Origin of the sequence: Wenzhouxiangella sp. XN24 (genome assembly GCF_011064545.1) — a bacterium.
In the GTDB taxonomy this organism is placed as follows: domain Bacteria; phylum Pseudomonadota; class Gammaproteobacteria; order Steroidobacterales; family XN24; genus XN24.
Map to the genome: position 1 here is coordinate 167603 of NZ_JAAMFG010000021.1, position 23081 is coordinate 190683.

General features: G+C 68.1%; 22 protein-coding genes. 14 read left to right on the plus strand and 8 right to left on the minus strand.

Going from position 1 to position 23081, the window contains the following annotated elements:
• Positions 1 to 10: 10 nt before the first annotated feature.
• Complete coding sequence (locus G6032_RS02150) at positions 11 to 2116, plus strand: EAL domain-containing protein (RefSeq protein WP_165280487.1); 2106 nt, start codon at positions 11 to 13, stop codon at positions 2114 to 2116.
• 130 nt (positions 2117 to 2246) lie between these two features.
• Positions 2247 to 4268: a sodium-translocating pyrophosphatase gene (locus G6032_RS02155; RefSeq protein ID WP_165280488.1), complete on the plus strand. Its 2022-nt coding sequence runs from the start codon at positions 2247 to 2249 to the stop codon at positions 4266 to 4268.
• 135 nt (positions 4269 to 4403) lie between these two features.
• On the opposite strand, the gene G6032_RS02160 is transcribed toward G6032_RS02155, so the two are convergent.
• Positions 4404 to 5657, minus strand: a complete 1254-nt coding sequence (locus G6032_RS02160; RefSeq protein ID WP_165280489.1) for a 6-phosphofructokinase — start codon at positions 5655 to 5657, stop codon at positions 4404 to 4406.
• A 170-nt stretch (positions 5658 to 5827) separates the two neighbouring features.
• Here G6032_RS02160 and G6032_RS02165 point away from each other — a divergent pair, with 170 nt between their 5' ends.
• A complete protein-coding gene (locus G6032_RS02165; RefSeq protein ID WP_165280490.1) occupies positions 5828 to 6475 on the plus strand; it encodes an adenylate kinase in 648 nt (215 codons plus the stop codon).
• A gap of 82 nt (positions 6476 to 6557) precedes the next feature.
• Here G6032_RS02165 and rnd read toward each other — a convergent pair whose 3' ends face one another.
• Entirely contained in the window at positions 6558 to 7646 is a 1089-nt protein-coding gene (gene rnd, locus G6032_RS02170; RefSeq protein ID WP_165280491.1) for a ribonuclease D, read from the minus strand.
• Between the two features lie 93 nt (positions 7647 to 7739).
• Between rnd and G6032_RS02175 the strand changes: the two genes are divergently transcribed.
• From G6032_RS02175 to G6032_RS02200, 6 genes are all read left to right on the plus strand, one after another.
• Positions 7740 to 8276: a hypothetical protein gene (locus G6032_RS02175; protein ID WP_165280492.1), complete on the plus strand. Its 537-nt coding sequence runs from the start codon at positions 7740 to 7742 to the stop codon at positions 8274 to 8276.
• Positions 8276 to 9661, plus strand: a complete 1386-nt coding sequence (gene mpl / locus G6032_RS02180) for a UDP-N-acetylmuramate:L-alanyl-gamma-D-glutamyl-meso-diaminopimelate ligase (RefSeq protein ID WP_165280493.1) — start codon at positions 8276 to 8278, stop codon at positions 9659 to 9661. Before G6032_RS02175 ends, mpl begins: the two co-directional genes overlap by 1 nt.
• Positions 9658 to 10263, plus strand: coding sequence for a flavin prenyltransferase UbiX (locus G6032_RS02185; protein ID WP_165280494.1), 606 nt, complete (start codon positions 9658 to 9660; stop codon positions 10261 to 10263). Before mpl ends, G6032_RS02185 begins: the two co-directional genes overlap by 4 nt.
• A gap of 5 nt (positions 10264 to 10268) precedes the next feature.
• Complete coding sequence (locus G6032_RS02190) at positions 10269 to 10853, plus strand: LON peptidase substrate-binding domain-containing protein (RefSeq protein ID WP_346763740.1); 585 nt, start codon at positions 10269 to 10271, stop codon at positions 10851 to 10853.
• Position 10854: 1 nt separating this feature from the next.
• Positions 10855 to 11202: a DUF2007 domain-containing protein gene (locus G6032_RS02195; RefSeq protein WP_165280495.1), complete on the plus strand. Its 348-nt coding sequence runs from the start codon at positions 10855 to 10857 to the stop codon at positions 11200 to 11202.
• Between the two features lie 185 nt (positions 11203 to 11387).
• A complete protein-coding gene (locus tag G6032_RS02200; RefSeq protein ID WP_165280496.1) occupies positions 11388 to 11771 on the plus strand; it encodes a hypothetical protein in 384 nt (127 codons plus the stop codon).
• A gap of 987 nt (positions 11772 to 12758) precedes the next feature.
• On the opposite strand, the gene hemL is transcribed toward G6032_RS02200, so the two are convergent.
• From hemL to G6032_RS02215, 3 genes are read right to left on the minus strand one after another with little or no spacing between them, the layout of a single operon-like run.
• Entirely contained in the window at positions 12759 to 14030 is a 1272-nt protein-coding gene (gene hemL / locus G6032_RS02205) for a glutamate-1-semialdehyde 2,1-aminomutase (RefSeq protein WP_346763741.1), read from the minus strand.
• Between the two features lie 56 nt (positions 14031 to 14086).
• Complete coding sequence (gene thiE, locus G6032_RS02210; protein ID WP_165280498.1) at positions 14087 to 14737, minus strand: thiamine phosphate synthase; 651 nt, start codon at positions 14735 to 14737, stop codon at positions 14087 to 14089.
• A gap of 41 nt (positions 14738 to 14778) precedes the next feature.
• Positions 14779 to 15564, minus strand: a complete 786-nt coding sequence (locus G6032_RS02215; protein WP_165280499.1) for a hydroxymethylpyrimidine/phosphomethylpyrimidine kinase — start codon at positions 15562 to 15564, stop codon at positions 14779 to 14781.
• 71 nt (positions 15565 to 15635) lie between these two features.
• Between G6032_RS02215 and G6032_RS02220 the strand changes: the two genes are divergently transcribed.
• Positions 15636 to 15800, plus strand: coding sequence for a rubredoxin (locus G6032_RS02220; protein WP_165280500.1), 165 nt, complete (start codon positions 15636 to 15638; stop codon positions 15798 to 15800).
• A 52-nt stretch (positions 15801 to 15852) separates the two neighbouring features.
• On the opposite strand, the gene G6032_RS02225 is transcribed toward G6032_RS02220, so the two are convergent.
• Genes G6032_RS02225 through G6032_RS02235 form a run of 3 tightly spaced genes read right to left on the minus strand, consistent with a single transcriptional unit; the run spans position 15853 to position 18103 of the window.
• A complete protein-coding gene (locus G6032_RS02225; protein WP_165280501.1) occupies positions 15853 to 16734 on the minus strand; it encodes a TraB/GumN family protein in 882 nt (293 codons plus the stop codon).
• Positions 16734 to 17324 (minus strand): class II aldolase/adducin family protein, encoded by a 591-nt coding sequence (locus G6032_RS02230; RefSeq protein ID WP_165280502.1) that lies wholly within the window; start codon positions 17322 to 17324, stop codon positions 16734 to 16736. The genes G6032_RS02225 and G6032_RS02230 overlap by 1 nt, the downstream gene beginning before the upstream one ends.
• Positions 17321 to 18103 carry a metallophosphoesterase gene (locus tag G6032_RS02235; protein ID WP_165280503.1) on the minus strand — a complete coding sequence of 261 codons (783 nt, stop codon included), beginning with the start codon at positions 18101 to 18103 and terminating at the stop codon, positions 17321 to 17323. The genes G6032_RS02230 and G6032_RS02235 overlap by 4 nt, the downstream gene beginning before the upstream one ends.
• Positions 18104 to 18177: 74 nt before the next feature.
• On the opposite strand from G6032_RS02235, the gene G6032_RS02240 reads away from it, so the two are divergent.
• The 4 genes from G6032_RS02240 to G6032_RS02255 all read left to right on the plus strand — a co-directional run bounded on the left by G6032_RS02240 (position 18178) and on the right by G6032_RS02255 (position 23074).
• Positions 18178 to 18840, plus strand: a complete 663-nt coding sequence (locus G6032_RS02240) for a class I SAM-dependent methyltransferase (RefSeq protein WP_165280504.1) — start codon at positions 18178 to 18180, stop codon at positions 18838 to 18840.
• A gap of 66 nt (positions 18841 to 18906) precedes the next feature.
• Positions 18907 to 21645 (plus strand): HAD-IC family P-type ATPase, encoded by a 2739-nt coding sequence (locus G6032_RS02245; RefSeq protein WP_165280505.1) that lies wholly within the window; start codon positions 18907 to 18909, stop codon positions 21643 to 21645.
• The gene (gene otsB / locus G6032_RS02250; RefSeq protein WP_165280506.1) at positions 21642 to 22478 is read left to right on the plus strand and encodes a trehalose-phosphatase; all 837 of its coding nucleotides are present in this window, start codon (positions 21642 to 21644) and stop codon (positions 22476 to 22478) included. Before G6032_RS02245 ends, otsB begins: the two co-directional genes overlap by 4 nt.
• A gap of 44 nt (positions 22479 to 22522) precedes the next feature.
• On the plus strand, positions 22523 to 23074 hold the full coding sequence (locus G6032_RS02255; RefSeq protein WP_240901915.1) for a hypothetical protein: 552 nt from the start codon (positions 22523 to 22525) through the stop codon (positions 23072 to 23074).
• Positions 23075 to 23081: the final 7 nt, after the last annotated feature.

Below are 23081 nucleotides of genomic sequence, written 5' to 3' on the forward strand. Positions count from 1 at the left end.
AGGGAACGCCATGGGAATAACCGATACGCTGACGGCCGTTCCCTCGGGCCGCGAGGACGCGCCGGGCGTGCTGCCGCCGGCGCTGGCGGAGCAGCTCATGTTCTTTCGCCTCGCCGAGCGCATCGGCGAGGCGGTGCTGCTGCACGACGACCGGATCCGCTACGCCAATCCGGCGGCGGAGGCGCTGCTGGCCGGAGGCGAGTCCCTGCTCGGACGCCGCCTCGCCGACATGATCCAGCCGGGGCACGCCGGGTCGCTGGACGCGTGGCTCAAGGCGCGCCATGCCGGCCGCCAGTCGGCCGTCCGGCTCGAACTTCGTGATGCGCATGAGCTCGTCGTCGAATGCGAACTGTCCGGCTTCCCGGTTCCCATGGACAACGCCCTGGTGGGTACCGTGGTCCGTCCCACGCGGGAGGCGCTGCTGAAATCCGCGCGGCAGCAGGGCACGCAACTCGCGGAGGCGACGCTCGAGTCGATCAGTGAGGGGGTGATCACGACCGACACGCGGGGGCGCATCGACTACCTGAATTCGGCGGCGGAGGCTTTGCTCGGCTGCCAGCGGGATCATGCCCAGGGCCGCCAGATCGGCGATCTCGCGACCCTGGTCGACGAATCGGACCGCCGGCCCTTCGGCGATCCGGTGGCGCGTTGCCTGGAGGAACGCCGGCGCGTCGACCTGGGGCGTCGCGCACTGCTCATCTCGCGCGCTTCCGGCGACGAGTATTCGGTCGAGCTGCGAGCCTCGCCGATCCGGACCGGGGGCGGCGAGACCAGCGGTTGCGTAATCGTGCTGCACGACGTCTCCGAGCTCCGCGGCCTCACTCGGCAGATGTCCTACCAGGCGAGCCATGATCCGTTGACCGGCCTGGTCAACCGCCGCGAGTTCGAGCGTCGCCTCGAGGAAGCGTTGAAAACCGGCCGCTCGGGCGGGGGGCACGTGCTGTGTTACCTCGACCTGGACCGCTTCAAGGCGGTGAACGACACCAGCGGCCACATGGCCGGCGACAACATGCTGCGCGAGATCGCGGGGATCCTGAAGGAGCAGATCCGCGACTCGGATATCGTGGCGCGGGTCGGCGGTGATGAATTCGGCCTGCTGCTGGTCGGCTGCCCGCTGGACAAGGCGCGCCAGATCGCCGACGACGTCTGCGGCGCCATCCGGGACTACCGTTTCGTCTGGCGCGACAAGATCTTCAGCGTCGGCGCCAGCATCGGGCTCGTCCAGATCGGGCCGGAGAGCGGTTCGATCGAGGATACGTTGAGCGCCGCGGATTCCGCCTGTTACGTCGCGAAACAGCAGGGCCGCGGGCGTATTCACGTGTACTCGTCCCGCGACGAGGCCGTCGCCCGTCAACGCGGCGAAATCATCTGGCTGCAGCGCCTGCAGACGGCGCTCAAGGAGAACCGCTTCGAGCTGCACATCCAGCCCATCGTCGCCGTCGATGGGCGGCCCGACGGCGGGCCCGCCTGTGAAGTCCTGTTGCGGCTGCGCGATGGCGATGGCGTCGAGTGCCAGCCGGTGGATTTCATGCAGGCGGCGGAGCGTTATCACCTGATGCCCAGCGTCGATCGCTGGGTGTTGCAGGCCACCTTCGCGGCCGTCGGCGCCGGCGCGCTGAAACTGCCGGCCGGACGCTCGGTCGCGGTCAACGTTTCCAGCCAGACACTGGCGGATCCGCAGTTCCTGGAGTTCGTCGTGGAGTGCCTGGATCGCAGCGGGGTGCGGGCTGAGCAGGTCTGCTTCGAGCTGTCGGAATCGACGGTGGCGGCCAACATGAGTCATACATCCCGGTTCGTCGCCGTACTGCACGGCCTCGGTTGTACCTTTGCCCTGGACGATTTCGGCAGCGGGCTCGGGTCCTTCGCCAACCTCAAGCAGTTGTCGATGGATTACCTGAAAATCGACGGCTCCTTCATCCGTGGGCTCGGCTCCGACGACGTCAGCATCGCGATGGTCACCGCGATGATCGAGCTGGCGCGCACCCTCGGGATCAAGGTGGTCGCCGAGCATGTCGAGACGGAGCAGGCCTTCGACCTGGTGCGTGCCCTGAAAGTCGACTTCGTGCAGGGTTATGCCGTCGGCCGGCCGGTCGCATTGGCCGCCAAGCTCGGCTGACGGCGTGCATTCGGGCTTCCCGAGCTTTTCCGGGGCCCCGCAAACTGTATAATCGCGCGGTTTATCCGCGTCGGGCCGACTCGGCGGCGGTCCGCAGAATTCAAGAAACAGACAACACAAAAGGGGAACCATGAGCATTAACCTGATCCCGCTCATCGTGGGCGTCATAGGGCTGCTTGCGGCATTTATCGTTTTCCGCGCGGTGATGACTTATCCCGTGATGGCCGGCAAGCCGGAGAAGATCGCCCGCCAGATCCAGCTCGGCGCCATGGCCTTCATGAGCCGCGAGCTGAAGCTGATCGCGGCCTCGGTCGCCGTGATCGCCGTCGCGATCGTCCTCTCGCCGCTCGGCTACCAGACGGCCGTCGCGTTCCTCACCGGCGCGCTCTGCTCGGCGCTCGCAGGCTTCCTCGGCATGTACGCCGCGACGCGCGCGAACGTGCGCACGACGTCCGCGGCGCATGAATTCGGTTCCGGTAAAGCGCTCACGGTCGCCTTCTACGGCGGCTCGGTCATGGGCCTCGTGCTGGCGTCGCTGGGCCTGCTCGGCCTCGGCACCCTGTATTACGTCTTCGGCACAGACCCGGAGACGGCGCATCGCATCCACGGTTTCGGCATGGGCGCCGGCGTGGTCGCGCTGTTTTATCGCGTCGGCGGCGGTATCTTCACCAAGAGCGCCGACGTGGGCGCCGACCTGGTCGGCAAGATCGAGGCGGGCATTCCCGAGGACGATCCGCGCAACCCGGGCGTCATCGCCGATAACGTCGGCGACAACGTCGGCGACGTGGCGGGCATGGGATCGGACATCTTCGAGTCCTATTGCGGCGCCATGATCGCGACGGTCGCGCTGGCCACCGTCATGGTGCAGCAGAGCGCCGACGGCTTCGTCGAGGGGATCGGGCCCGGCGCGAGCCTGATGGGCCTGCCGCTGTTGCTGAGTTCGCTCGGGCTGCTCTGCTCGATCGCCGGCATCCTGCTCGTGCGTGCTGCCTCCAACAAGTCGCCCGAGGTGGCCTTGCGCATCGGCACCATCTCCACCGCGGTCGTGTTCGTCATCCTGTCGTATTTCCTGTTCAGCTGGGTGGACGTCGGCGTCAACGTCTGGATCGCCACCGTGGTCGGTGCCGTCGGCGGCGTGATCGTCGGCCTCGCGACGGAGCACTACACGGCCGGCAAGCCGGTGCGCGAGATCGCGCGCGCCGGCGAGACGGGTCCCGCCACCGTGATCATCGCGGGCCTGGCCACCGGCATGATGTCGGTGGTGATCCCCATGCTGACCATCTGCGCCATGATCTACATCGCCAACTGGCAGGCCGGACTCTACGGCGTGGGTATCGCCGCCGTGAGCATGCTGGCCACGGTCGGCATCACCATGGCCATCGACGCCTACGGGCCGGTTGCGGACAACGCCGGCGGTATCGCGGAGATGGCGGGTCTCGGTCCCGAGACGCGCAAGATCACGGACAGCCTGGACGAGCTGGGCAACACGACGGCAGCCATCGGCAAGGGCTTCGCCATCGGTGCCGCGGCACTGGCGGCCCTGACCATCATCGCCGCCTTCATCGCCGAGGTCTCGCACCGCATTCCGGACTTCCAGCTGCAGATCAGCGATCCGGACGTGCTCGTGGGCATGTTCATCGGCGGCATCTTCCCCTTCCTGGTGGCCTCGATCACCATGACGGCGGTGGGCGATGCGGCCTTCGAAATGATCCAGGAGATCCGTCGCCAGTTCCGCGAGATTCCGGGCCTGCTGGAAGGCACCGCCGAACCCGACACGGTGCGCTGCGTGGACATCGCCACCACCGCCGCGATCAAGCGCATGCTGTTGCCCGCCTCCATCGCGGTGCTCGCCCCGGTGATCGTCGGCTTCCTGCTGGGCGCCGAGACGCTCGGCGGCATGCTCGGCGGCGCGCTGCTGGGCTGCGTGTTGCTGGCGCTGACCATGGCCAACGCCGGCGGCGCCTGGGACAACGCCAAGAAGCACGTCGAGAAGGGCAACTTCGGCGGCAAGGGCTCCGATACGCACAAGGCCAACGTGGTCGGTGACACCGTCGGCGATCCGCTGAAGGACACCTCCGGACCGTCGATGAACATCCTCATCAACGTGATGGCCATCGTCAGCCTGGTGATCGCCCCGCTGTTGTCCGCCTGACGGACCGCGCCGCGCCGCGCGGCTGAGGCGCGATACGCGAAACAAAAAGGGCCGGGAGGTGATCTCCCGGCCCTTTTCCTGTCCCGGGCCTCGCTCGCCCCGGGCCCGCCGTCGGTTGAGTCAGCGTCGGGCGCGTCAGCCTTCCCAGGCGGGCAGTTTCTTCTTCGCCAGCTCGTTTTTGAGTTTCACGTACATCGGCAGGCCGTCCTTGTAGGGCGGGTAGTCCTCGCCCTTGATCAGCGGCGCGAGATAACGCCGGCAGGCATTCGTGATGTGAAAACCGTCGCTGGTGATGTACTTCTTCGGCAGTTTCTTCTCGACATTGGCGACCTTCGCCAGCGGCGCCTCGCCGACTTTCCAGCGGTAAGGCTGGTCGGACGTGCGCACGATGACCGGCAGTTTGCCGTGCACCCCGGCCAGGGCCATTTCCACGGCGGCCTTGCCCATGGCGTAGGCCTGCTCCACGTCCACGGCGGATGCGATGTGGCGGGCGGAGCGCTGCAGGTAATCGGCGACCGCCCAGTGAAACTTGTAGCCGAGCTTGCCGCGGATGAGTTCCGCGAGCTGCGGCGCCACGCCCCCCAGCTGGGCGTGGCCGAAAGCGTCCCGGGTGCCGGACTCGGCGACGAAACGGCCATCGGCCCTGCGGATTCCCTCGGAGGCGACGATCACGCAGCTGTCGTAACGTTCGACGCTCTCCTTGACCTTGGCGATGAAGCGGGCGTCGTCGAACGGCACCTCGGGGAACAGGATGATATGGGGCGGCTCGCTGCGGTCCTTGCCCGCCAGCCCGCCGGCCGCGGCGATCCAGCCGGCGTGACGGCCCATGACCTCGAGGATGAAGACCTTGGTCTGCGGCATCGAGCCGACATCGATCCCCGCCTCGAGCGTGGACACGGCGACATACTTGGCGACGGAACCGAAGCCCGGGCAGGTGTCGGTGATCGGGAGGTCGTTATCCACGGTTTTCGGCACGCCGACGCACGTGATCTCGTAATCCATGTTGTGCGCGACCTGGGCGATCTTGTTGGCGGTATCCATCGAGTCGCCGCCGCCGTTGTAGATGAAATAGCCGATGTCGTGGGCGCGGAAAACCTCGACCAGGCGCTCGTACTCGGCGCGGCTCTCCTCGATGCCCTTGAGCTTGTAGCGCACCGAACCGAACGCGCCGCCGGGCGTGTGCCGCAATGCAGCGATGGCCTTGGCGGAGTCCTTGCCCGTGTCGATCAACTCTTCACGCAGTGCGCCGACGATGCCCATGCGCCCTGCATACATCTTGCCGATCCGGTCGCGCCTGGCGCGTGCCGTCTCGATGACCCCGCAGGCCGTCGCGTTGATGACGGCCGTGACACCGCCGGACTGGGCATAAAACAGGTTCCGCTTCTTCATTCCGCCTCCATGGTTGTGCGCTCAGGCAAGGTCGAAAACGCCGTCGCAGGATAGCCGATTACCCCGCCCATGGTCATGTCGCCGGCCGACAGGGTTTGACCGCGCGCGGACTGGGCGGCAAGCTTGTGCGTCCGGTCCGCAGGGCGACCGACATTATTTGGAGAAGCCAGATGCGCATCGTTTTGCTGGGTGCACCCGGATCGGGAAAAGGGACGCAGGCGAAGAAACTCATGGCCGACTACGGGTATCCCCAGGTGTCCACGGGCGACCTGCTCAGGGACGCGGTGGCGCGGGGCACGGAGCATGGCCTCAGGGCCAAGGCAGCCATGGATGCCGGGCAGCTGGTCTCCGACGAGATCGTGCTCGGCATCCTCAAGGAGCGCATCGCGCAGCCGGACGCGGCCAGGGGCTTCATCCTCGACGGCTTTCCGCGCAACATTTCGCAGGCGAGGTCGCTGGAGCAAGTGCTGGACGAACTGGGCCAGCCGCTGGATGCCGCCGTGCTCATGGATCTCGATTTCTCGATCCTCATGAAGCGCCTTACGGGGCGCCGCACCTGCAAGAACTGCGGTCGCGTCTACAACATCTACTTTCTTCCGCCGCCCGCGGACGGGCGATGCGAGAGCTGCGGCAGCGACGAACTGGTGCAGCGCTCGGACGATCGCGAGGAAACCATCGGTCGCCGTCTCGAAGTCTACCGGCAGGAGACTGCGCCGTTGATCGAGCACTACCGCGAAGAGGGGAAGCTCAAGGTGGTGGATGCGGAGGGCGATTTCGCAGCGGTCTACGCGCGCCTGGTGAAGACGCTGGGGCTGTAGCGCAGCGCTTGCTGCCGGCGTGCTTCGCGGCCGATGAGGTCGCAGTGCGGTCGCGCCCCGGTCCGACGCGCCGGGCTTATCCTCAGTCCGCGTCCACCAGCGCCAGCAGGCGATCACCGGCCAGTTCCCGTCGCCAGCCGCGCAGCAGGGGGAGGTCGCGCTCGCCTTTTACCAGTGCCTCCACTTCCTTGCGGGTCGCCAGCAGCGGCGTGGACACGCGGTGTTTTTCCGCCAGTTCGCGCAGCACGGCCATGAGCTTGCGCGCGAGGCGTTCCTGCGCCGGCTCCATGCGTTCATAGGCCGGCCGCGAAGGCGCCGCGTGTTCGTCGGCAGCGGCCAGCAGGGCCAGCAGCGCATCGCCATGCCGCCGGGCCACCGCCGACGGCAATACCTGGAGCGCCTCGCCGCCGGCGGCGCCGCGCTCGGCCAACGCCACGAGGGCCTCGTCCTTGAGAATCCAGCGACGGGGGCGGTCGCTGCGTCGCGCCTCTTCCTCCCGCCAGGCGGCGAGCGCGACGAGCCGCGCAAGCGCGCTGCCCCGGAGGGCATTCGCGCCTTTCACCCGTCGCCATGCACCACCCGCATCGAAGTCGTACAGGGTCGGATCGAGCAGGGCGGCGCATTCGGCGGCGGCCCAGTCGCGGCGCCCGAGTGTCTCGAGTTGCTCATCCAGGCGCGTCGCGAGGGGCAGCAGCCACATGACGTCGGCGGCCGCATAGCGCAGCTGCTCGTCCGAAAGCGGGCGCCGGCTCCAGTCGGTCCGCGCATGATCCTTGGGCAGCGTCACGCCGAGCTCGGCGCCGGTCAGCTGCGTGTAGCCCACCTGGTCGGGGTAACCGAGCATCGCGGCGGCGATCTGCGTGTCCCAGATCGGCCCCGGAATCGCGCCGAGATGCTCGTAAAGCACTTCGATGTCCTGGCGAGCCGAGTGGAACACCTTGCGCACCGCCGGGTCGGTCAAGAGTGGCGCGAAAGGTCCGGGGCTCTCCAGCGCCAGCATGTCGATGCACGCGGCGCGCTCGCCGTCGGAGATCTGCATCAGGCACAGCTGGGCGCGGTAGGTGCTTTCGCGGACGAATTCCGTGTCGACCGCGAGTTGGGGCGTGCCGGCCCACTCGCGGGCCAGGGCTTCGGCCTCGTCCGCCCGATCGATGAAAATGTATTCGCTCATGAGTGCATTATCACAGAAGGGGACGACCGCCGTGCCGTGCTTGCGCAGTGCGGCGCGCCCGCGGGTATGATGCCGGCTGCAGAAGGGAGAGCCATGCAGGCCCTGATTCGCTTGTTCATCGAGATCGCCTTGCATCGCAAGGGTCCGCAGGATGTGCCGGCATCCAGCGCGGTGTTCGGCATGGTATTGCTCGCCTACCTGTTCGTCGGGGCGGCCGTCATCTGGCCGGCGGCGGAGAGCGCCCTCGTGCTGGCCGGCCAGCTGCTCCTCGACCTCTTGCTGGTCGCCGTGATCTTTGGCGGGCTGCTGGCGGTGACCGGGCGCGCGGCCCGCACGATGCAGACCCTGGCGGCACTGTTCGGCACCGGCGCGTTGCTCAGCACCGCGGCACTGCCCTTCGTCTGGATCAACGCGCGCGTGTTGTCCGATGGCGCCCCCGTGCCCGGGATGGAGCTGGCGGCCGTGTTGAGCACGACGGCCCTGTTCATGCTGCTGATCGCCTCCCTGCTGGTGACCGGCCACGTGCTGCGCCACGCGCTGGGCTGGAGCTACGCGGGCGGGGTGCTGGTGGCGACACTGTACTTCGCGGTGAGCGTCTTCGTGTTCCGCCTGTTTTTCCCGGTGAGCTGATGCACGTCCATATCCTCGGCATCGGAGGGACGTTCATGGCGGGTATCGCCGCCCTGGCGCGCGCCCTCGGGCATCGCGTCACCGGCTCGGATGCGCCGCTTTACCCGCCGATGAGCACGCAGCTGGCGGCGCTCGGCATCGAGATCATCGCGGGCTACGACGAGGACCGGCTCGAGCCGGCGCCGGACTGCGTGGTGGTCGGCAACGTCATGCGCCGCGGGCTGCCGGTCGTCGAGCGCCTGCTGGACTCCGGCCTGCCGTATTGCTCGGGCCCGGAGTGGCTGGCGCGCGAGGTGTTGCGTGACCGCTGGACACTCGCCGTGGCCGGCACGCACGGCAAGACGACGACGACCAGCATCCTGGCGTTCCTGCTGGAGGCGGCGGGGCTCGAGCCGGGTTTCCTGGTGGGCGGCATCCCGGCGGATTTCGGCGTGTCCGCGCGGCTCGGCGCGGCGCCGTTTTTCGTGGTCGAGGCCGACGAGTACGACACGGCCTTCTTCGACAAGCGCTCCAAGTTCGTGCACTACCGGCCGCGGACGCTGGTGCTGGGCAACCTCGAGTTCGACCACGCCGACATCTTCGACGACCTCGGCGCCATCCAGCGCCAGTTTCACCACCTCGTGAGAACCGTGCCCGGCAGCGGCCTCATCGTGTCGCGCAGCGGCGACGCGGCGCTCGAAACCGTGCTCGAGGCGGGTTGCTGGACGCCGGTGACGCGTTTCGCAGGCCCGGGCGACCCGTTGCCGGACGAGGGGCATGCGGCCGAGCTCGTGCCCGGGGGCTTCGAGGTGGTGGGCCCGGAGGGGAGTCATGTCGCGTCGGTGCGATGGAAGATGCCCGGTGCGCACAACGCCGAGAACGCGCTCGCCGCGATGCTGGCGGCGCGGCACGCCGGCGTGCCGCTCGAGGTCTCCGCCGGCGCGCTGAGCGCATTCCGCGGCGTGAAACGGCGCCAGGAATGGATCGGAACCGCGGCCGGCGTCGAACTGTTCGATGATTTCGCCCATCACCCGACCGCGATCGCGCGGACGCTCGAAGCGATGCGGGAAGGTCTCGGCGACGGGCGCCTCGTGGCGGTGCTCGAACCGCGCTCGAACACCATGCGCATGGGTGTGCATGCCGCGACGCTGGGGGGATCGCTGGCCGGGGCCGACCGGATTTTCGTACATGCCCCGCCGGAGCTCGGCTGGGATGCGGCGAAGGCCTTGCGCGACCTCGGCGGGCGAGCCCGGGTCAGCCCGGGCATCGACGCCCTGGAAGCTATACTGCTCGAGGAGGTGAAGGCCGGTGACCGCGTGATCATGATGTCCAACGGCAGTTTCGGCGGCCTGCACCAGCGCCTGCTCGAGAGCTTGCGCGAACGAGAGAGGAGAACACGGGAATGAGCCTGCACGTGGCGCTGGCGATGACGGGCGCGTCGGGTGCGCAGTACGGACTGCGCCTGCTCGAGTGCCTGCTCGGCGCGGACTGCCGCGTCTCGCTGATGATTTCCAAGCCGGCGCAGGTCGTCATCGGCATGGAGACCGACCTCGGATTGCCGTCGCGCCCTGCCGAGATCCGCCGCTTTTTCTGCCAGCTGCACGATGTGCCGGAATCCCGGCTGGCCGTGCACGGCCAGGAGGAGTGGACCGCGCCGGTGGCCAGCGGCTCAGCCGCGCCGGACGCGATGGTGGTCTGCCCCTGCACGACGGCCACGGTGTCCGCGCTCGCCACGGGCGCCAGTCGCAGCCTCATCGAGCGCGCCGGCGACGTCGTGCTCAAGGAGCGCCGGCCCCTGGTGCTCGTCGTGCGCGAGACGCCGTTTTCGCCGATTCATCTCGAGAACATGCTGACCCTCGCACGGGCCGGCGCGGTGATTCTGCCCGCCAACCCGGGTTTTTATCATCGCCCCGCGGCCGTCAGCGAGCTGGTGGATTTCGTCGTGGCGCGGGTGCTCGATCACCTCGGCATACCGCAGGAACTGATGGCGCCCTGGGGCGCCCAGTAGCCGTCGTGGCGGAGACGGTCGAAATCCCCCTGTTTCCGCTGCAGGCGGTGCTGTTCCCCGGAGGGCCGCTGCCCCTGCGCATTTTCGAGCCGCGTTACGTCGACATGATCAGCCGGTGCATGAAAGACGGGATCGGCTTCGGCGTGCTGCTCGTACAGGCCGAGCCCGAAGGCGACGTGACCGGAACCCACGAGCTCGGCACGGTCGCCAGGATCGTGGACTGGGACCAGTTGAGCGACGGAACCCTGGGCGTCATCGTGGTCGGCGACGGGCGCTTCACGCTGCGCGATGCCTGGCGGCAGGACGACGGCCTCAATATCGGTCGCGTGGTATTGCTGGCGGCCGAGCCGATCGTGCCCCTGCCTGAGCGCTACCACGACATGGCGCGTTTGCTGGAGGGCGTCTTCGAGGACCTGGGCGCCCACTACCGTCACGTCACGCCGGATTTCGGCGATGCCGGCTGGGTGGGCTTCCGCCTGGCCGAGTTGCTGCCCATCGACATGGAGCACAAGCAGCATTGCCTAGAGCTGTTCGATCCTCTCGCGCGGCTTGCCTACCTGGAGCCGCTGCTGAAGAGCCTCGGCCGCTGACATGGGGGGCGACGACGCCTTGTTCTCCGGCCGCGAACTGGTCTGCGTGCATCGCGGGACCGACCCCATCGAGGCCAGCCTGCTGGAGGGGATGCTGCAAAACGAGGGCATCCCGGCGACCGTGACCGGTGCCGACCTGGTCGGTGGCTACAGCGGCGTACCCAAGGTGTGCGACGTGCGGCTATTGGTGCCGGCCCGCTACCGGGCGGCCGCCGCCGAGCTGCTGGAGCGATACCGCCAGCGACCGCCGGCCGAGGCGGAATGGACCTGTGCCGCCTGCGGCGAAATCAATGCGGCCAGCTTCGAGAGTTGTTGGAACTGCGGCCGCGGGCGCGACCGTGGTGCCTGACACTGCCACGGCCTGATCCGGCCATCGCCCCGACCGCGCTCCCGCATTGTCATAGCCAAGTGTCGGTCGAAATTCTGATGCCGCCCGCAGGGAGACCGAAATGTGGTACGTATATGGTCGTATGGACCCAAATGGGGGGGGCTTCGGTAAGGTTGGCCACGTGCCCACTACACAAGGAGTTCATCATGCGCCGCCTTACTGCCCTGGCTTCCGCGACTCTGACGGCTTGCTCGCTGAGCATTGCTCCGGTGATGGCGGACACGGGCCCGACTTTAAGTATCAATCCGGATTTGAGTCGGGGCTTTTTGGTCCTCGACAACGGCAACACAGTTACCATGGATGGCGTTACCCAACGCTTTACCTTGACAACTCCGCAAGGGGGAGTCCTCCATCTGACCTTCGAAGAGGTGGCAGCGTCTCACACTGGGGTGCCGGCTGAGCAGCAGTCCTTGATTAATCAGTGGGTTTCCACTGTAACCAATCCTGACAACATGTTTACATCTACTGACAGCCACGAGCCCACGCTCGCAGTGACGTCCGGGGGGCTGCCGGGATCGCCTGGCGACTAAAAAATAGAAAGCCTGCCTGGTGAGGATCCGTCCTATAGCGGGGATAGTATCGGTGGCTCTACGCAGAGCCTCCCTGGAGGTGGGGATTGCTTGCTTGTGCCCTGCGGTTGCAGGTTCGGACAATGCTGGCCGAGCCACGGTTCGCCATGGGGATTGGGAATGACATATTTTTCATCCGTCGATGGAGGTAGTGGCCTTGGGGAGGCTTCAGACGAGCGACAGCGTTGTGAGGCAACGCAACGACAGATTTGGGAAGCCCAGCATGGCGAGAGCTGTTCCGCCATGTGGCAATCAGGGGGTTCGTTCGGCACGGCGCTGGGGGCGGCGTTTTTGGCCTGCGGTTCGCTTTACACACCGCTAGCGCCGGCCGGAGGTAAGGTATGCGCCGTGGCCGCAGCTAGCGCCGCGGTAGCGGGCGTCAATTTCACGGCGAACTGGAGGGCGTGTAATGCAACCTATCCCGGCTCTGGCAGCCATTGCGCCGGTCTTTAACGAAGACGGAACCCAGCTTGCGCCCTGGTTGGTGCTTCTACATCCGGCCGAGTTCCTAGCCTATCTTCTCTTGGCTCTCGTTTTCGGGCACCTCATTGGCCGAATCCAGTCCGGCGCGCTTGACAAGAGGACGGCTCGGGGGCGGCTTCTGGGGTTGTCCATGGTGACAGCAATCGCGTGTGCAGTATTTTTCGGGAAGATGCTCTAGAGGGCCTGGAGAGTGCCCGTCGGAACGCTTCATACTGGCACCAACATGTATCCCGCCGACCAGGCAGGTTTCTATTTTCGACGCCGTCAAGACAAGGCATGGCTGACGCTATGCTCTCGGGTACGGGGTAGGTCTCCGGGTTGTTCGAGTCTTCATGTGGTGACGGGTTGGCTCAACAGGAGAGAACCGGTAGTGGTTATGACCACCGCCACCACGACGCACCGACGCGCTCGCGCGGCGGACGGTTGTCGCCATACAGGCTATGGCTGTGCTTGAACCGGCTTGATTCAGCCGGCGAGCTTCTCCATCACCCGCCCGGCCGCCGCGACGGTGGCGTCGATGTCGTCGTCACTGTGTGCGAGCGAGACGAATCCCGCCTCGAAAGCCGACGGCGCAAGGTAGATCTGCTCGTCGAGCATGCCGTGGAAAAACGCCTTGAAGCGGTCCTGGTCGCAGGCCATGACCTGGCTGAAGCTGCGCACCGGGCCGTCGGCGGAAAAGAACAGGCCGAACATCCCCCCCACCGAGTGGCCGCAGAACGGAATCCCGGCGGCATCGGCAGCCGCCTGCACGCCGGCGACGAGCCGGCTGGTCCGCGCGCCGAGTTGGGCGTAGCTCTCCGGGTTCAGCCGATCGAGCGTGGCGATGCCCGCATGCATGGCGACCGGATTCCCCGACAGGGTGCCCGCCTGGTAGACCGGTCCGAGCGGGGCGATCTGCTCCATGACTTCGCGCTTGCCGCCGAAGGCGCCGACGGGCATCCCGCCGCCGATGATCTTGCCCAGCGTCGTCAGGTCCGGCTTCACGCCCGAGATGGCCTGGACGCCGCCGAGGGCGACCCGGAACCCCGTCATGACCTCGTCGAAGATCAGCAGTGCGCCGTGCTTGTCGCACACCGCGCGCAGCCCCTCGAGGAAACCGGGCGCAGGCAGCACCATGTTCATGTTGCCGGCGATCGGTTCGACGATGATGCAGGCGATCTCGTCGCCCATTTCGGCGAACACCTGTTCCACCTCCTCAAGATCGTTGTAGGTGAGGGTGATGGTGTGTTGCGCTAGCGAGGCGGGGACACCCGGGGACGTGGGAACGCCCAGCGTCAGGGCGCCGGAGCCCGCTTTCACCAGCAGCGAATCCGAGTGGCCGTGGTAGCAGCCTTCGAACTTCACGATCTTGTCGCGCCCGGTGAAGCCGCGCGCGAGGCGGATGGCGCTCATCGTCGCCTCGGTGCCCGAGCTGACGAAGCGGACCAGCTCGATCGACGGCATGATCTCGCAGACGCGCCTGGCGAGCTCCGTCTCGATGGCCGTCGGGGCACCGAAGGACAGGCCGTCGAGCGCGGCGCTGCGCACGGCCTCGATCACGTCGGGATGCGCATGGCCAAGGATCATGGGCCCCCATGAGCCCACGTAGTCGGTGTAGCGATGGCCGTCCTCTCCCCAGAAATAAGCGCCGGCCGCCTTGCGGATGAAGATCGGGTCGCCGCCGACGGAGCGGAATGCGCGCACGGGAGAATTGACGCCGCCGGGGATGTAGCGCTGGGCTTCCTGGAACAGGTTCACGATGTGCGGGCCTCCTGCAATGGGCCGGGCCGCGGAGCGCCGCCCGGCAAAAACGATCATTTTAGCGCTGCGCGCCCTCGCTCGCAGGCTGCGGAAAGTACCTGCGCGGCACGCAGCGGGTCGGGGTCGCCGAAAAGATCATGGATCACCGCCACGCAGTGCGCGCCCGCGGCAATAGTTTCGGCGGCATTGCTGCGCGTGATGCCGCCGATGGCGACCACCGGGACCCGCAGCACGGCCGCGGCTTCCCGGAGCAACGCCAGCGGCGCCCGCACCGCGCCCGGCTTGCTGAGAGACGGCCAGACGCTGCCGAAAGCGACATAGTCGGCGCCCGCATCGACCGCCGCGCTGGCGAGATCGAGGCGATCGTAGCAGGACACGCCGATCAGCCGGTCCGGTCCGATGAGCGCTCTTGCGCGCCGCGGGTCCGCATCGTCCCGGCCGAGATGGACGCCGTCCGCGCCTATTTCGGCGGCGAGGGCCGCATCATCGTTGACGATGCACAGGGCGCCGCCGGCGCGGCAGGCCGCGAGGACCTCTCGAGCCCGTCGTCGTCGCGCCGCGACCCCTGCCGTCTTGTCGCGAAACTGGACGATGCGCGCGCCCCCGGCGACGGCCTGCGCGACACCTTCCGCGAGCCGGGGCTCCGGCAGCAGGTCCGGGTCCGTGAGGGCATACAGGCCACGCGGCAGCGACGGCCGGCTCATCGACGGCGCTCCCGGCGCTCCCGGGATCGCGCGCGACCGCGTCATCGGGGTCGTCGCCATGGCACCCGCTGCCCGCGCCCGGGCTGGAAACTCGCCTCCAGCCATGCGTGGGTGTCCGCCTGCGCCTGCGCTACGGCTTTTTCCACCGTGTCGCCGAGCGCGATCCGGGCGGCGCAGGCGGAAGCGAGCGTGCAGCCGGACCCGTGGAAGCTGCCTTCGAGACGCGGCCAGCGGAATGTCTGCGTGTCGTGGGGCCCGTAAAGCGTGTTCACCACCTCGCCGTGCCCCGTGTCCTCCTCGTCGCCGCCCTTCGCCAGCACGAAATCGCAACCCGCAGCACGCAGGGCGCCGGCCCGCGTGGTCGTGGTGTCGAGCCCGGGCGCGAGGCGCCGGATCTCGAGCGCATTCGGCGTCAACAACGTGGTCAGCGGGCAGAGGCGCCGGAGTATCACGTCCACCAGCGCGTCCTCCGCGAGGCGTGCGCCGCCCGCAGCGACCAGCACCGGGTCCAGCACGACCGGCAGGCCGGGATGCCGGGCGAGCACCTCGGCGACCGCAGTGGCGATGTCTGCCGTGGCGAGCAGCCCGATCTTCACGGCAGCCACCGGGATGTCGGCAAGTACCGCGTTCATCTGCGCAGCCACCAGTTCGCCCGCCGCGGCTTCGACCCGGCTCGCGTCGACGGTGTCCTGCACCGTGAGCGCCGTGATGACCGGGGCCGGGTGCGCACCGAGGGCGCTGATCGCCTGGAGGTCCGCGGCGATTCCGGCGCCGCCGGAGGGGTCGTTGCCGGCGATGACCAGCACGGTGGGTGGGATCGGAGACATTCGCTTGGGTCGGGGTGCCTGTGCATGCGAGAATTCGCGGCCATTCCGATTATCGCTGCGACGGGCTAACGATGAAAGCATGGATGTGTGTGATCTGCGGGTATGTCTACGAAGAGGCCGAGGGCGACCCGGAGGGCGGGATCGAACCCGGCACCAAGTGGGACGACGTCCCGCTCAGCTGGCGCTGCCCGGACTGCGGTGCGGGCAAGGAAGACTTCGAGATGATCGAAATCTGAGCATGGCCGCAGGGATGCCGGCAGGCACCGACGCACGGGAGTCCTGCCGGCCTCAGCGATCTTCGAGCTTCTGCACCCGGTATCCGCGTGCCTCCAGCAGCTGGGGCAGACCATCCGGCCCCACCACGTGCAGTGCGCCGACGACCACGAGGCTCGTTCCGGGCAGGGCGAGCAGTCCCTCGACCCGCGACAGCCACGCTTGGTTACGTCGTATGACGATGCTGTCGCGCAGGTCCTCGTAACCCTCGAAGTCCGTCGCCAGCCGCGCGGCCAGCGCCGCGGCGTCGCCCGCGCGCCAGTCCGCCACGAGGGCGTCGGTGTCGGTTTCCAGCGCGGCGGCGTCCTCCAGCGTCTTGAGCAGGATCTCGCGCTGGCGTTCCTCTCCCAGGGTCTTGAACAGCAGGAGCTGTTCTTCGAGCGTTTCCAGCCCGATCACCGGCTTGCCGTCCCGCTGGGCCCAGGTCGTGACCTGCTGGTCGACCCCCAGTTCCGCCTCGTAGCCCGAGGCGCCGAGCGCGTCCGTGTAGAGGACGATCGAGGCGAACCAGGGCTCCATCATCGACACGGCCTGCAGGTCCAGCCCGGCAGCGCTGGCCAGTGCCTCCGCGCGGCGCCACTCGGCCGGCTGCAGCGATTCCGCCACGGAGCGGCCCGGCGTGGCGATGCCGATGCGCTCGAGGGCGGCCTGGGTCGCGGCCGGCTCGAGCTCTGCCGGGTCGAGCTCCACCATGATGCGCCCGGCCCGCCGGTAGGCGTCATGGACGGCAGGCGGCAGGGGCTGGTCGGCCGGCCGCAACAGGTGCACGGAGCCGAGCACGAGCACCGTGCTCTTGCCATCCGGCGCCTGCACGGACCAGAGCGGCACCGCGCCCGCCGGCGGCGAGGACAGCTGCAGCGCGAACAGCAGCAGGACGGGCAGGATGATTTTGCGCATCACCCGGCGCGTCCGGTGTCGATGCCCGCGGTGCGCGCCAGCCAGGCGATACGCGCCGAGGACTCCAGCGAACAGGTCCACTTGTAGGCGAGGTCGATGCTTTCCGCCGCCGCGTAGACGCCGTGGCCGCGCACGACGCAGATCCGATGGGTGGCCAGCGCCGCCGCCACTTCTGCTGGCGAGCGTGCCGTGTACAGGTCGTGCGGAATATCGAGCACCGGCACGACCGGGAAGTAATAGCGCCCTTCGAAGTCGGTCGGGACGAAATCCTCGCCATCGAGTGTCATGGCGATGCTGTGTGGCCCGTGGCTGTGCAGCACCGCCACCGCGTCGGGCCGCGCGGCGTACACGGCCAGGTGCAGCGGTGCATCGAGCGAGGCGCCGGCCGGCGGCGCTTCGCCAGCGCGGCAGGCCAGCAGGTCGCCGGGCGCGAGGGTGTCCCCGCCGCAGCCGGACGGCGTCACCCAGACCCTGTCCCCGTCGCGCACGGAGGCGTTGCCGCTGTGGGAGTCGTTGAGGCCGTAGCGTCGGAGCCAGCCGTAATACCGGACCAGGGCGTGGCGGGGTTCGTCGGGCCGGGTGTGCGTCATGCGCCGAAACGGGCGGGTTTCGGCGCATACCCGACGCGGGTGTCGATCCGGCCGTCGGGCCAGAGTTCCAGCCAGCGCCATCCGGGCCCGGCGTGGGCGTCGACGTCGGAATCGGTCGCTCCCGCGACAAACTGGAAGCAGGTCGAGGGCGTCGCCAGCAGGCGCACATCATTGCGGACGCCGTCATACGGCTGATGCACATGGCCCCAGACGATTCCCCGCAACCGGCTGCAGCGATCGGTCACTTCGAGAAACGCCGCGGCGTTGTCGAGCCCCACCTTGTCCAGCCAGGAGTTCATCGGCACCGGGTGATGATGCAGCACGACCAGCAGGTTGGGCTCAGCGGCGTTGTGCAGCACCCTGTCGAGTCGCTCGAGTTCCGTTTCGGACAGCCGCCCCCCGCCGCGGTCGCCGTCCCAGGTGGACAGCATGACGAGCCGCCAGCTGGCCAGGCGATGATCCCCGCAATAGTAGAACGGTCCGTCGGACAAGGCAGCCGCCATGGTGTCCGGGTGGTCGTGGTTGCCCGGGATGCAGTAGACGGGCACGCCGGGAGCGCCGAGTATGTCGCGCACGTGGGCATAGGACGCCGGGGTGCCGTCCTGCGACAGGTCGCCGGTGGCGAGTATCGCGTCAGGCGCCGCCTCGCCCTCGAGCGCGGCCTCGAGCGCCAATAGCAACGATTCGCGCGTGGCCCAGCCCTTGATCGTGCCGCCAGGCGCAGCGCGCAGGTGGCTGTCGGTGAGCTGGAGCAGGCGCAGCGGACGATCCCCGCTCATCCCGTACCCCGTTCAGAATTTGATGGCAACTGGTAGTTTAACCAAACCGCAACCGTTAAATTGGGAACTGCGTCATGTCTAATCGAAGCATAGGGCTCGAGCCCGCACTCCAGTCGTACCTGTTGTCCGTCTCGCTGCGGGAGCACCCGCTGCTCGCGCGCCTGCGCGCCGAAACCGCGCAGCACCCCAGCGCCAACATGCAGATCGCGCCGGAGCAGGGCCAGTTCATGGCCATGCTGCTGAAGCTGATCGATGCGCGGCGCTGCATCGAGGTGGGGGTGTTCACCGGTTACAGCAGCCTCGCCATGGCGCTCGCCATGCCGGATGACGGTCGCATCATCGCCTGCGACATCAGCGAGGAATACACGGCCGTGGCGCGGCGCTACTGGGACGAAGCCGGGGTGGCGGACCGGATCGACCTGCGCCTCGCGCCGGCCCTGGAGACCCTGGATGCGCTGCTGGCCGACGGCGAGGCGGGGTGCCACGACTTCGCCTTCCTCGACGCCGACAAGGAAGGTTATCCGGACTACTTCGAACGCTCGCTCGCGCTGTTGCGTCCCGGCGGCCTGATCGCGGTGGACAACACGCTCTGGGACGGCGCCGTGGCCGACCCGGCGGACCAGGCGCCGGACACGGTGGCGATCCGCGCGTTCAATCGCGAGCGCCTGGACGATCCGCGCATCGACCTGGCCCTGGTGCCCATCGGCGACGGCCTGACACTGGCGCGAAAGCGCTGATAGCAGGGAGCCGGGCCCTCCACTACGCTTGGTAGCGTGAAGGGTGCCATACCACGGGGTGGGACGATGCCCGGTCATGACGGCTCCGGCAGGCCGGCATCCGGGCAGCCGGCGTGGCATGCACTTTCGGTGCCCGAGCTCCTGGACACGCTGCACGTCGATCCCGCGGTCGGGCTGGGCGAGGAGGCCGTCTCGCGGCGCCGGCAGGAACACGGCCCCAACCGGCTGACGCCGCGCTCCGAGCGGCACACCCTGGCGCGCCTGCTGAGCCAGTTCGACAATCTTTTCATCTACCTGCTGCTGGTCGCCGCCACAGTCACCCTGCTGCTGGGCAAGTGGCTCGACAGCGCCGTGATCCTGGCCGTCGTGGTGGTCATCGCGCTGATCGGTTTCATCCAGGAAGGACGCGCCCAACGTGCTCTCGAAGCCGTGCGCGACATGCTCGCGGCGACGGCTCGGGTGCTGCGGGACGGAGAGCGGCGCAGCGTGCCGGCCGACGCCCTGGTGCCCGGCGATGTCGTGATCCTCGAGGCCGGAGATCGTGTGCCGGCGGATATGCGGCTCGTGCAGATGAAGAGCCTGCAGACCCAGGAGGCGGCGTTGACCGGGGAGTCGGAACCCGTCGACAAGCAGCTCGAAGCGGTCGCCGCGGACGCGGAACTCGGCGAGCGGAGCAACCTCGTTTTCTCCGGCACGCTGGTGACAGCGGGCCAGGCCCGTGGCGTCGTGGTGGCGATCGGCGATGCCACGCAAATCGGACGCATCAGCGGCCTGCTGGCGGAAGTGGAAACCCTCAAGACGCCCCTGTTGCGTCGCCTCGACGCGTTCACGCGCAAGCTGAGTCTCGCCATCCTGTTCGTCGCTGTGCTTGCTTTTTCCGTCGGTTTGCTGGCCTGGGATCGCGACTGGGGCGAGATGTTTTTCGCCGCGGTATCGATCGCCGTGGCGGCGATCCCCGAGGGCTTGCCCGCGGTCATGACCGTGACGCTGGCCATCGGCGTGCAACGCATGGCGAAGCGCAATGCCGTCATCCGCCGCCTGCCGGCCGTGGAGACGCTGGGTTCAGTGACCATCATCTGCTCGGACAAGACGGGCACCCTGACGCGCAACGAAATGACCGCGCGGACGGTGCGCACCGCGGAGGACGACATCGAGGTCGAAGGGGTCGGCTATCGTCCCGCGGGGCTGTTTCGCGTGGCCGGCCGGGAGATCGAGCCCGGTGCACGCCCGGCCGCCATCGCATTGCTGCGGGCCGGACTGTTGTGCAACGACGCAAGCCTGCACCGGGTGAAAGACGAGTGGCGGCCGGAGGGCGATCCGACCGAGGCCGCGCTGGTCGTGCTGGCCTGCAAGGCGGGCCTGGATCCACAGCAGGAACGAGGCGCCAGGATGCGGCTCGACGCCATTCCCTTCGCCGCCGAGCGCCGCTACATGGCGTCGCTCAATCGCGACCCGTCGGATGGCGGCACGATCTATGTGAAGGGCGCGCCGGAACGCATCCTGGAGATGTGTCGCGCCGAATTGCGCGGCGCCCGGATCGCAGAGCTCGACGCGGCTGCCTGGCAGCATCGAATCGACGAGATCGCGGCGCGCGGGCAGCGGCTGCTGGCCGTCGCCTGCAAGGCAGCGAAACCTGCGCAGCAGACATTGTCGGAAGACGAGGCCGAGCGCGACCTGGTGCTGCTCGGCCTGGTCGGATTCATCGATCCACCCCGCGAGGAGGCGATCGAGGCGGTCGCGAGCTGCCAGCGGGCGGGGATCCGGGTGAAGATGATCACCGGGGATCACATGCTTACCGCGCGCGCCATCGCGGCGGAGCTCGGCCTCGAGAATCCGGACCGCGCGCTGCGGGGGCGCGACCTGGAAAGACTGGACGACGATGCATTGCGTATCGAGGCGCAGCAGGTGGACGTCTTCGCGCGCGCCAGCCCGGAGGACAAGCTCCGCCTGGTGAAGGCCCTGCAGGCCCAGGGGGCGGTCATCGCGATGACCGGCGACGGGGTCAACGACGCACCGGCGCTCAAGCGGGCGGATATCGGCATCGCGATGGGCCGCCAGGGCACCGATACGGCCCGGGAAGCCGCGGCGATGGTGCTGGTCGACGACAACTTCGCCTCGATCCGGCGCGCGGTCGAGGAAGGTCGTACGGTCTACGACAACCTGAAGAAGGCCATTCTCTTCCTGCTGCCGACCAATGTCGCGGAAGCGCTGGTGATCACCATCGCGATCCTCGCCGGCCGGACCTTGCCCATCACGCCGGTGCAGATACTATGGATCAACATGATCACGGCGGTGACGCTGGGAATCGCGCTGGCCTGGGAGCGCGCCGAGGATGACATCATGCGTCGCCCGCCGCGACACGCGGACGAACCGCTGCTGACAGGCTTCATGGTCTGGCGCATCTGTTTCGTGGGCGCGTTGCTGCTGATCGGCACGGGCGGCTTGTTCGTCCATGGCCGCGAAACCGGCTCGCTGGCGGTGGCGCGCACCATGGCGGTCAATGCACTGGTGATGGGCGAGGTTTTTTATCTGTTGAACGCAAGATTCTTCCACATGCCCTCCTGGACCCCGCGGGGACTGGCCGGCAATCCGCTCGCCCTGTGGATGATCGCCGCATGCCTGGGGCTGCAGCTGTTCCTGACCCATGTCCCGTTCATGAACCGCCTGTTCGAAACCGCTCCGCTCGACGCTTCCCAGTGGGCGCTTTGCACGGCGGTCGGCCTTGCGGTGTTCGTGCTGGTCGAGATCGAGAAGGCGATCTTCCGCGCTGGGGGATCGAAGCTCGCCCGGGGACGTACGCGATGAGTGCCGAGCCGCAGTCGAGGGCACTGGCCGACCTGCCGTCCGCATGGTCCCGGGAAGACGAAATCCGCCGCCGTGTCGCGGGCCGGCCCGTGGCATTGTTCCTCGACTACGACGGCACGCTGACGCCCATCGTGGCGGACCACGCCAAGGCCCTGCTCGATCCGCAGGTGCGGGAGATCGTCGCCCGGCTTGCGGCCCGCTGTCCGGTGACCATCGTCAGCGGGCGCGGACTGGCCCGGCTGCGGGAGGTCATGGCGCTCGACGCCATTTTCCTGGCGGGCAGCCACGGTTTCGAAATTGCCGGCGCCGAGGGCTCGGGCCTGGCCCTGGAGAAAGGCAGCGAGTTTCTCGGGCGGCTGGATGCGGCCGAGGGCCGTCTCCGCGAGGGGCTGGCCGGCATCGAGGGTCACGCGGTCGAGCGCAAGAAGTACTCCATCGCCGTGCACTATCGGAACGTGGTGCCGTCCGAGGTGAACCGGATCGAGGGGCTGCTGGAGACCGTGCTGGACGAGGAACCCGGCCTGCACCTCGGGCACGGCAAGAAGGTGTTCGAGCTGCGGCCGGGCATCGACTGGCACAAGGGCGAGGCGGTGCGCTGGATCCTGGCGCGCCTCGCGGACACGCGGCCGGGCATCGTCCCCGTTTACCTCGGTGACGACATCACGGACGAGGACGCCTTCCGCGCGCTGGCAGGCCATGGCGTGTGCATCGCGGTGCGCCACGACGAGACGCGCCCCACCGCAGCCGACTACACGCTGGCGGACACCGAGGATGTGCGACGCTTCCTCGAATGGCTCGACGACGTACTCGCGGGCGCACGGGAAGGCGATTGATCCCGGCGGGCTTGAAGCTCGGCTATCTCGCGTTCGTGGCCGTGATGGTGCCCTCGTACCTGTTTTATTACGGGCCCCACAGCTTCCTGTGGTTTTCCAACCTGGCGCTGTTGACCGGGCTGCTGGCCGCCTGGCTCGAGAACCGCTGGCTGGCGAGCATGGCGCTGGTGGCCACGCTGTTGCCCGAGCTCGGCTGGATCGTGTCCTTCGTCGGCGGCCTGGCGGGCGTGGCGCCGCTGCGTGAGCTCGTCAGCTACATGTTCGATCCGGGGATCCCGCTGTTCATGCGCGCGCTCTCGCTGTATCACCTGCCGCTGCCCTTCGTGCTGTTCTGGATGACCTGGCGGCTGGGCTACGAGCCGCGCGCCTGGCGGCTCTTGCTGCTCGTCGGCTACGGCGTGCTGCTGCTGTCCTTCCTGCTCGCGGCCCCGGGGCGCAGCGTCAACTGGGTGCTCGGGCCGGTCGCGGGCGAGCCGCAACCCTGGCTGCCGCCACTGGCCTGGCTGGGCCTGGTGATGGCGGGTTTCACGCTGGTCTGGTGGCTCACGCACCGGTTCGTGGCCCGGGTGACGGCCACGAACCGGCGCTTCGCCTGAGCGCTCC